Genomic DNA, 7892 nt, shown 5'->3' on the forward strand with positions numbered 1-7892 from the left:
TCGGGGTCTGGAGCCGGGGTGAATTCTTCGCCCTCCGCCCCTCGGCCTGAGGCGCACCCATGGTCTGGACAAACCTCGACGATTTCATCGACCGCGTGAACGCGCGCCTCGACCCGCCGGTCGGCCTGTCCCGGCTGGAGGAGTTCGGGGACATGGATTTCCTCACTCCTGAGGAAGTTGCGATCATCCGCCCGGCCGCTGTGCTGTTCGGCGTCATCCCGCGCCGCGGGGGGGCCACAGCCCTGCTCACCCTGCGCCCTGACACGATGGCCGACCATGCCGGACAGGTAGCGCTGCCGGGCGGAAAGGTTGACCCGCTCGATCTCGACGAGGTCGCCGCCGCCCTGCGCGAGGCGCATGAGGAAGTCGGTATCGCCCCGAAGGATGTCGACGTCCTCGGCAAGGGCGCGCCCTATATCACCGGCACGCGCTATCGCATCACGCCGGTCGTCGGCCTGCTCCCGCATGATTTCGTGCCGGTGCCGGAGCCGGGCGAAGTCGCCGCTGTGTTCGAGACACCGCTCGACTTCCTGATGAACACCGCCAACCACACCACCGGCCAAGCCTTCTACAAGGGCCAGAACCGCACTTATTACGAGATGCCCCATAACGGCTACCGGATCTGGGGCGTCACCGCCGGCATCATCCGCCGCCTCTACCAGACGCTTTACGAAAGCGATTGATCCTGCAGCGCTTTCAGGGTTCCTGAAGACCTGCGCGCCGCCTATGTATGCTCTGTAACCTGTCCGTGAAAAGGAAGCGCCGACTTGGCTGGACGCCTGCTCTTCGAACTCTTCGTCTTCTCGCTGCCCTTCCTCGTGTTCGGCCTCTACCTGCTGGCCACGCGCTCGGCGGTGGATGCCGGCCAGCGCAAATGGCCGATCCAGATGCTGTTCCTGATCGGCATTGGCCTTGCCACCGTCGCCTGGTTTGCGATGATCGCGCTGGAGCCGCGCAGCCGCGGCATGTGTATCGAGCCGGCGCGCGTCGTGGACGGCCAGGTGATCCCCGCCCGCTCTTATCCGTGCGAGCACCGGCCCCAGGATGTCGGCGTTCCCCGCCCGCGCGAAGCGCCGCCCGCCGATGACCCGGCCTGACACACTCAAAGCCGCCTGGCTTACGGCCCCGGCCAGCCGCGCCGTGATGGAGGCGCTCAACGCCGCACGACCCGGCAGCGCCCGTTTCGTTGGGGGCTGTGTGCGCAATTCGCTGCGCGGCGCGCCGTCCGACGATATCGACATCGCCACGCAGCTGACGCCGGAAGCCGTGGTTGCGGCGCTCAAGGCGGCCGGTGTGCGCGCCGTGCCAACGGGCATCGAACACGGCACGGTCACTGCCGTTCACGAAAGTGTGCCGGTCGAGATCACCACGCTGCGCCGGGACGTCGAAACCGATGGCCGCCGGGCTGTCGTCGCCTTCACCGAAGACTGGGCCGAAGACGCCGCCCGCCGCGATTTCCGCCTCAATGCCATCTATGCGGATGCTGGCGGCAAGCTGCTCGAAGTGATCCCCGGTTCGATTGAAGATGCCATCGCCGGCCGCGTGATTTTCATCGGCGACGGCGACCAGCGCCTGCGCGAGGATTATCTCCGCATCCTGCGCTTCTACCGGTTCAATGCCTGGTACGGCGCCGGGATCGATGCCGAAGGTCAGGCCGCCTGCGTGCGCCAGAAGGACGGGCTCGCGAAGATCGCGTCGGAGCGGATCTGGAAGGAACTGAAACGCACGCTCGCGGCGCCGGATCCATCGCCCGCGATGCGCGCGATGGAAGAGGCGGGCGTGCTGGACACTGTCCTGCCGGGCGCAAGTTCCCCGCTGCTGCCAGGTCTCGTCGCCGCCGAAGCCGAAGCGGGCCTTGCCGCCGATGCGATCCGCCGCCTGATGGCGCTCATCCCGCGCCGCCTTAGCGATGTGGGCGCCGCCGCCGCGCGGCTGAAGTTTTCAGGCGAGGAGGCGGCGCGCCTGCAGGCCTGGGCGCACCCTGCGCTGCTGCATGTCCTTACGGAAAACCAGGCTGCGCGCCATGAGGCCTTCTACCGGTTTACCCCGTCGGCCGTGCTGGACCGCGCCGCGCTCGAGGCCGCATCCGGCGCTTTAGGCGATCTCGCGGCGCTGGCGGCAGATGCGTCCGGCTGGCAGCGCCCGAGATTCCCGCTCGGCGGCAATGACGCGCTCGCCGCCGGCCTCAGGGGTCCGGACATCGGCGCCCGGCTCTCCGCTCTGGAAGAAGTCTGGATCGTCTCCGGCTTCAGCCTCACCCGCTCTGCGTTGCTTGGGCGCCTCAGGGCGCCGGATTGAGCACAAGTACCGAGATGTTGAGGTAGGCCGCAAAGGTCACCCATAAGAGATAGGGCACCTGCAGCAGCGCCGCGCGCGGCGAGTGGATCGCAAAGCGCAGTATCATCGTCGCAATCAGCAGCCAGAGCGCCGCCAGCACGCCCAGCGCGATGCCGGGATCGCTGAAGCCGAAGAAAAAGAGGCTCCAGCAGACATTTGCCGCCAGCATAGTGAAGTAGAGGCCCATCGCAGCGCTTGCACGCTTGAAGTTGCCCGCCTCTTGCAACACCAGCAGCGCGCCGGCGAGCATCAGCAGGAACAATACCGGCCAGATGACGGCGAAGGCCGCGTCCGGTGGGTTCAGCGGCGCCTTGCGCAGGGCGCCATACCAGGGGTCATCGCTGCCGGGGCTGAGGAAGGCGCCGAGCGCAAGCGCGCCCAGCGTCGCCGCCGCCACCAGCGCAGCGCCCGGCCAGTCGAATGTCCGCCATGTCGTCCCCATCCGGGCACGATACGCCTTCCCGGCCGCCGGATCAAAGCCATGCACCAACGAAACGGCGTCCGGAAAGCCCTGGCTGCGCAGGCTTTGGCCAGGCCGGGCCGGGCTTGTCTTCCAATACCGCCCTGCCCACGTTATAACACGCGTAGCTACAGGAGCCCCGCCATGACCCGTCTCAAGATCCGCAAGATCGGCAATTTCCTTGGCGTCGTGCTGCCAAAGGATGTGCTCGAACAGCTGAAGGTGAAAGAGGGCGATACGCTGGATGTCGTGCCAACCCCGACAGGCGTGACGCTTTCCGTGTCGGATGAAGAAGTCGATCGTCTGATGCAGATGGCCGAGCGGATCATGGATGAGAACCGCGAAGTTCTCCGGGCGCTTGCCAAATGAGCCAGCCGATCTGGCTGCCGCTCGACCTGATAATCCGCCTTCATGACCGCCAGATCGAACTTCATGGCGGGCTGCCCGGCACCCGCGATAACGGCCTTCTGCAAAGCGCCACCGTCCGGCCGCTCAATGCGTGGTCTTACGGTGAAGAACATATCTTCACGCTCGGCGCCCTCTCCGCCGCGGGCCTGATCCGCAACCATCCGTTCCTCGATGGCAACAAGCGCATCGGATTCCTGTCTGCGCTGCTCTTCCTCGAAGCCAACGGCTGGAAAATGGCTGCGCCGATGGCGGAACGTCTTGCCTTCACGCTGCAACTTGCTGCCAGAGAGATTGATGAAAAGGTCTACGCAGACTGGCTCCGGCGCAGCTGCATTGCCGTCTGATCCCAGTGGACTCTCCACACGCCCGTGTCGGCCGTTTATGGACGGTTTTTCAGGGCCATTTCACCAAGGGCGGCATCGACGAGAGGATGCTCTCGATATTGCCGCCGGTCTTCAGGCCGAAGGTCGTGCCCCGGTCGTAGAGCAGGTTGTATTCCACATAACGCCCGCGCTGGATCAGCTGCTGCTCGCGCTCGGCCTCGCTCCATGGCTCGTTCATCCGGCGCGCGACGAGGGCGGGGTAGATGTTCGCGAACTGCCGGCCGACTTCCTGCGTGAAGGCGAAGTCCTTCTCCCAGTCGCCGGTGTTGAACCGGTCATAGAAGATGCCGCCGGTGCCGCGCGGCTCGTTGCGGTGCGGCAGGTGGAAGTAGGTTTCGCAATAGTCTTTCAGGTGCTGGTAATCGACGCCGTCATGTGTGTCGCAGGCCGCCTTCATCGCGGCATGGAAATCCACCGTGTCCGGGTAGTGCTGATTGCGCTGGTAGCCGAGCAGGGGATTTAGATCGCCGCCGCCGCCGAACCATGTCTCGCTCGTCACCAGCATCCGCGTGTTCATGTGCGCCGCCGGCACGCGCGGATTGCGCGGATGCGCGATCAGGGACACGCCGCTCGCCCAGAAACGCCCGCCTGATTTGTCGGCGCCTGGGATCTGCGCCGCGAAGGCTTCGGAGAAGGTGCCGTGGACCTGCGAGAAATGCACGCCCACCTTTTCGAACACCTTGCCGCGCATCAGGCCCATCCGGCCGCCGCCAAGGTCCTCGCTGCCATCGCCGCGCAACCAGTCCTTCAACTCGAATCGCCCCGCCTCGCCGCGGTAGAGCGGCGGGGTAGCGGCGGCCTCGAGCGCTTCGAAGCGGGCACAGATATCTTGCTGCAGCGATTTGAACCAGGTGCTGGCCCGGGTCTGCCACTCAGTCAGCGGCGGTGTTTTGGTGGTCATTGTCATGGCGCGACACTGGACCGCCGGGCGCCTGTCTCGCAAGAGGTGTGTTGTCACAATCCTCAGGGCGCGCTAACGCGCGTCCGGCAAGGAGCCTTGCGTGAGCACAATTGCCGCGCCCGCGCCTACTTGCCGCAATGTGCCGGGAAGGCACCTCTAGTAAAGACAGGCGAAATTCGCCTCGACATCAGGGAACGGAGCCGTGCGTGACCGCTGAGACCACTCATACCGAAACGGTCGATGACGACCGCCGCAACTTCATTCACATCGCAACCGGCGCCGTGGCGCTGGGCGGTGTTGGCATGTTTGCCTGGGCCGCTATCGATCAGTGGAGCCCCGCCGCCGATACCAAGGCCGCCTCCTCGCTGGACGTCGATGTCTCGAAAGTCCAGCTGGGCGGCGAGATCCGCGTGCTGATCGGCGGCAAGCCCTTCTTCATCCGCCACCGCACAGAGAGCGAAATCTCGGCTGCCGAATCGGTCAACCTCGCGGTCCTGCCGGATCCTGAAACTGACGGCTCGCGCCTGCGCGCCAAGGCGGATGGCACCTTCAACAAGACGATCCTCGTGACGTCTGGCTCGTGCACCCACCTCGGCTGCGTGCCGGTCGGCCCCTCGCAGGGCAATACCGGCGACTTCGGCGGCTGGTACTGCCCGTGCCACGGTTCGCACTACGATACGTCCGGCCGCATCCGCAAAGGTCCCGCGCCGGCCAACCTGCCCGTCCCTAATTATCGCTGGGTCTCTGACTCGGTCGTCAACATCTCCCTCTGAGAAGGACACATTTAGATGAGCGGTCATGAATCCTCCTACACACCGAACTCGGCCTTCGAGCGCTGGCTCGACAAGCGCCTGCCGATCATCCGGTTTGCCAATGACACGGCGATCAGCTTTCCGACGCCGAAGAACCTGAACTACTGGTACGTCTTCGGCGGCATCCTCGCGGTTTGCCTCGTCATCCAGATCGTCACCGGCGTCATCCTGGCGATGCACTACGAAGCCAGCGTCGATGGCGCCTTCGCTTCGGTCGAGCGGATCATGCGCGACGTGCCCTTCGGCTGGCTCCTGCGCTACATCCACGCCAACGGCGCCTCTATGTTCTTCCTCGCCGTCTACATGCACATGTTCAGAGGTCTCTATTACGGGTCCTACAAGGCTCCGCGCGAAGTGCTGTGGATCCTGGGCTGCGTGATCTACCTGCTGATGATGGCGACGGCCTTCCTTGGTTATATGCTGCCCTGGGGCCAGATGTCGTATCACGGCTCCAACGTGATCACCGGCCTGTTCGGCGCCATCCCGCTTGTCGGCGAAGGCCTGCAGACCTGGCTCATGGGCGGCCCGTCGATCGGCAACCAGACGCTCCAGCGCTTCTTCTCGCTGCACTACCTCCTGCCCTTCATGATCGCCGCCGTGGTGATCCTCCACATCTGGGCGCTGCACGTGCCGGGCAACAACAACCCGACCGGCGTGGAAGTGCAGGATGTCGAGAAGGACACCGTGCCCTTCCACCCCTATTATACCGTGAAGGACGGCTTTGCGATCGCGGTCTTCCTGATCATGTTCGCCTTCTTCGTCTTCTATGCGCCGAACGTGCTGGGCCATGCCGACAACTATGTCGAAGCAAATCCTCTGGTGACGCCGGCGCATATCGTGCCGGAATGGTACCTCTTGCCGTTCTACGCCATTCTGCGCGCCATCACCTTCGACCTCGGCCCCATCGATGCGAAACTGCTGGGCGTGATCTTCATGTTCGCTGCCATTGCCGTGTTGTTCGTGCTGCCATGGCTCGACACCTCGAAGGTCAAGTCGATGCGTTACCGCCCGGTGGCCCGCCAGTTCTTCCTGGGCTTCGTGGTGGTTTGCCTCCTGCTCGGCTGGTGCGGCGCGGCCAACCCGGATGACGCCGTGATCCCGGCGCTGCAGGGCGAAGCAAGCCTCGTCGTCAGTTATAACGACGCGGCCGGCGGCCTCGCATCGTCCACCTACAGGGGCGGCGACGAAGCCTTCGAGGCGGCCGAGGCCTTCATGGCCACCCTGCCGGTATCGGCGGGCGCAAGCCTCAGCGCCGTCCCGGCACCGACTTTCGCGTTCCGTCATCTGTCGCTGATCCTGACGGTCATGTACTTCGGCTACTTCATCATGCTGTTCTTCATCGGCCTCGGCGAGAAGACCAAGCCGCTGCCGGAGTCGATCCACAAATCGGCGCTGAGGGCCCACAAGCCGAAGTCCGGCACTGCCATTCCGGCTGAATGAGCCAGGTGAGGAGAGAGACGATGAAAACCTTCCGCATCCTCGCAGCCGGTCTTGCCGGTCTGGCCATCGCAGGGCTCGCCCATGCCGCTGGCGGTTCGAAGCACGCCCACGCTCCCGAAGGCGGCTGGCCCTTCGAAGGCGCCACCGGCCAGTATGACAAGGCGTCCGTCCAGCGCGGCTACCAAGTCTACAAGGAAGTCTGCTCCAGCTGCCACGGCATGAAGCTGCTCAGCTACCGCAACCTTGGTGAAAAGGGTGGCCCGTTCTATGATGAGGCCTTCCCGAACCCGAACGACAACCCGTTCGTCAAGGCGCTCGCCGCCCAGAACGAGATCATCAGCCCGACGCCGAACGATACCGGCGAGTTCGACCTTCGCCCGGCCACCCCGGCTGACCGGTTCCGCTCACCCTTCCCGAACGATGCCGCCGCCCGCGCGGCCAATGGCGGCGCCCTGCCGCCGGACCTGTCGGTCATCTCAAAGGCCCGCGTCGGCGGCGCGTCCTATGTCTACAGCCTGCTCACCGGCTATCCGGATTTCTCGATGTACGAAGACCGGATCACCGAAGAGAACGGCGAAACCGTCTACACGACCGTCATTGACATGGCGAAGTTCGAGAAGCTCGGCGATGACATGCCGCATCATGGCCCGGCTTATCTCGTCCAGCCGGCGGGCCAGTACTACAACCCCTATATGGCCGGCGACACCAAGCCGAACTATCTGGGCGACCCGCGTCATGCTCCGCCCGGCGGTTTCCTCGCCATGGGTCCGCAGCTGACGGATGGCCGCGTCGAGTATACCGACGGCGCCGAAGCCACAGTTGACCAGATGGCCAAGGACGTGGCGCAATTCCTCGCCTGGGCCGGTGATCCGAAACTGCAGCCCCGCAAGGAAGTCGGCCTCGCAACGATGGTCTATCTCGGTATCCTGACGATCCTGCTCTGGTTCTCCTACAAGCGCATCTGGCGGAAAGTGGAGCACTAGGCTCTGGCGCACAGCCTGAAGACTGAAACAACCATCCGCCGGGCGGCCCCGGCGGATGGTTTTCTCATTGAGGCCCTCATGCGCCGCATCTGGACCGGCCGGGTATCGGCTGAATCCGCCGTCTTCTGCGAAACGCCTGAAACGGCTGCGGCGCAGATTGCCGGGCGC

Annotated in this window: 10 protein-coding genes; 8 read left to right on the forward strand and 2 right to left on the reverse strand. The window is 64.8% G+C overall.

The genetic code is table 11. The features are described from left to right. Positions 1-59: 59 nt before the first annotated feature. The 3 genes from WEA77_RS01900 (at position 60) to WEA77_RS01910 (ending at position 2298) form a co-directional block, all read left to right on the forward strand. Complete coding sequence (locus tag WEA77_RS01900; protein ID WP_368066181.1) at positions 60-683, forward strand: CoA pyrophosphatase; 624 nt, start codon at positions 60-62, stop codon at positions 681-683. Between the two features lie 84 nt (positions 684-767). Beyond that, positions 768-1097: a DUF6111 family protein gene (locus tag WEA77_RS01905; protein WP_368066182.1), complete on the forward strand. Its 330-nt coding sequence runs from the start codon at positions 768-770 to the stop codon at positions 1095-1097. Continuing rightward, positions 1084-2298, forward strand: coding sequence for a CCA tRNA nucleotidyltransferase (locus WEA77_RS01910; RefSeq protein WP_368066183.1), 1215 nt, complete (start codon positions 1084-1086; stop codon positions 2296-2298). The genes WEA77_RS01905 and WEA77_RS01910 overlap by 14 nt, the downstream gene beginning before the upstream one ends. Here the strand turns inward: WEA77_RS01910 and WEA77_RS01915 are convergent. Then, positions 2282-2779, reverse strand: coding sequence for a TspO/MBR family protein (locus tag WEA77_RS01915; protein ID WP_368066184.1), 498 nt, complete (start codon positions 2777-2779; stop codon positions 2282-2284). The genes WEA77_RS01910 and WEA77_RS01915 overlap by 17 nt on opposite strands. A gap of 162 nt (positions 2780-2941) precedes the next feature. Here WEA77_RS01915 and WEA77_RS01920 point away from each other — a divergent pair, with 162 nt between their 5' ends. Together WEA77_RS01920 and WEA77_RS01925 are read left to right on the forward strand one after the other, a co-directional pair. Then, positions 2942-3166 carry an AbrB/MazE/SpoVT family DNA-binding domain-containing protein gene (locus WEA77_RS01920; RefSeq protein WP_368066185.1) on the forward strand — a complete coding sequence of 75 codons (225 nt, stop codon included), beginning with the start codon at positions 2942-2944 and terminating at the stop codon, positions 3164-3166. Further along, positions 3163-3549 (forward strand): type II toxin-antitoxin system death-on-curing family toxin, encoded by a 387-nt coding sequence (locus tag WEA77_RS01925; RefSeq protein WP_368066186.1) that lies wholly within the window; start codon positions 3163-3165, stop codon positions 3547-3549. Before WEA77_RS01920 ends, WEA77_RS01925 begins: the two co-directional genes overlap by 4 nt. A gap of 49 nt (positions 3550-3598) precedes the next feature. On the opposite strand, the gene hemF is transcribed toward WEA77_RS01925, so the two are convergent. After that, entirely contained in the window at positions 3599-4489 is an 891-nt protein-coding gene (gene hemF / locus WEA77_RS01930; protein WP_368066187.1) for an oxygen-dependent coproporphyrinogen oxidase, read from the reverse strand. A 206-nt stretch (positions 4490-4695) separates the two neighbouring features. Between hemF and petA the strand changes: the two genes are divergently transcribed. Genes petA through WEA77_RS01945 form a run of 3 tightly spaced genes read left to right on the forward strand, consistent with a single transcriptional unit; the run spans position 4696 to position 7724 of the window. Further along, positions 4696-5262 carry a ubiquinol-cytochrome c reductase iron-sulfur subunit gene (gene petA, locus WEA77_RS01935; RefSeq protein ID WP_368066188.1) on the forward strand — a complete coding sequence of 189 codons (567 nt, stop codon included), beginning with the start codon at positions 4696-4698 and terminating at the stop codon, positions 5260-5262. A 15-nt stretch (positions 5263-5277) separates the two neighbouring features. After that, positions 5278-6741 (forward strand): cytochrome bc complex cytochrome b subunit, encoded by a 1464-nt coding sequence (locus WEA77_RS01940; protein WP_368066189.1) that lies wholly within the window; start codon positions 5278-5280, stop codon positions 6739-6741. A 20-nt stretch (positions 6742-6761) separates the two neighbouring features. After that, positions 6762-7724 carry a cytochrome c1 gene (locus tag WEA77_RS01945; RefSeq protein WP_368066190.1) on the forward strand — a complete coding sequence of 321 codons (963 nt, stop codon included), beginning with the start codon at positions 6762-6764 and terminating at the stop codon, positions 7722-7724. Positions 7725-7892: the final 168 nt, after the last annotated feature.

The sequence above is a fragment of the Hyphomonas sp. genome (genome assembly GCF_040882205.1).
Taxonomy (GTDB): domain Bacteria; phylum Pseudomonadota; class Alphaproteobacteria; order Caulobacterales; family Hyphomonadaceae; genus Hyphomonas.

What these genes read in the sequence shown, in the direction of transcription:
- WEA77_RS01945 (WP_368066190.1), top strand. Translation starts at nt 6,762, where the DNA reads ATGAAAACCTTCCGCATCCTCGCAGCCGGTCTTGCCGGTCTGGCCATC.
- WEA77_RS01910 (WP_368066183.1), top strand. Translation starts at nt 1,084, where the DNA reads ATGACCCGGCCTGACACACTCAAAGCCGCCTGGCTTACGGCCCCGGCC.
- hemF (WP_368066187.1), bottom strand. Translation starts at nt 4,489, where the DNA reads ATGACCACCAAAACACCGCCGCTGACTGAGTGGCAGACCCGGGCCAGC.
- WEA77_RS01940 (WP_368066189.1), top strand. Translation starts at nt 5,278, where the DNA reads ATGAGCGGTCATGAATCCTCCTACACACCGAACTCGGCCTTCGAGCGC.
- WEA77_RS01915 (WP_368066184.1), bottom strand. Translation starts at nt 2,779, where the DNA reads ATGGGGACGACATGGCGGACATTCGACTGGCCGGGCGCTGCGCTGGTG.
- WEA77_RS01925 (WP_368066186.1), top strand. Translation starts at nt 3,163, where the DNA reads ATGAGCCAGCCGATCTGGCTGCCGCTCGACCTGATAATCCGCCTTCAT.
- WEA77_RS01920 (WP_368066185.1), top strand. Translation starts at nt 2,942, where the DNA reads ATGACCCGTCTCAAGATCCGCAAGATCGGCAATTTCCTTGGCGTCGTG.
- WEA77_RS01900 (WP_368066181.1), top strand. Translation starts at nt 60, where the DNA reads ATGGTCTGGACAAACCTCGACGATTTCATCGACCGCGTGAACGCGCGC.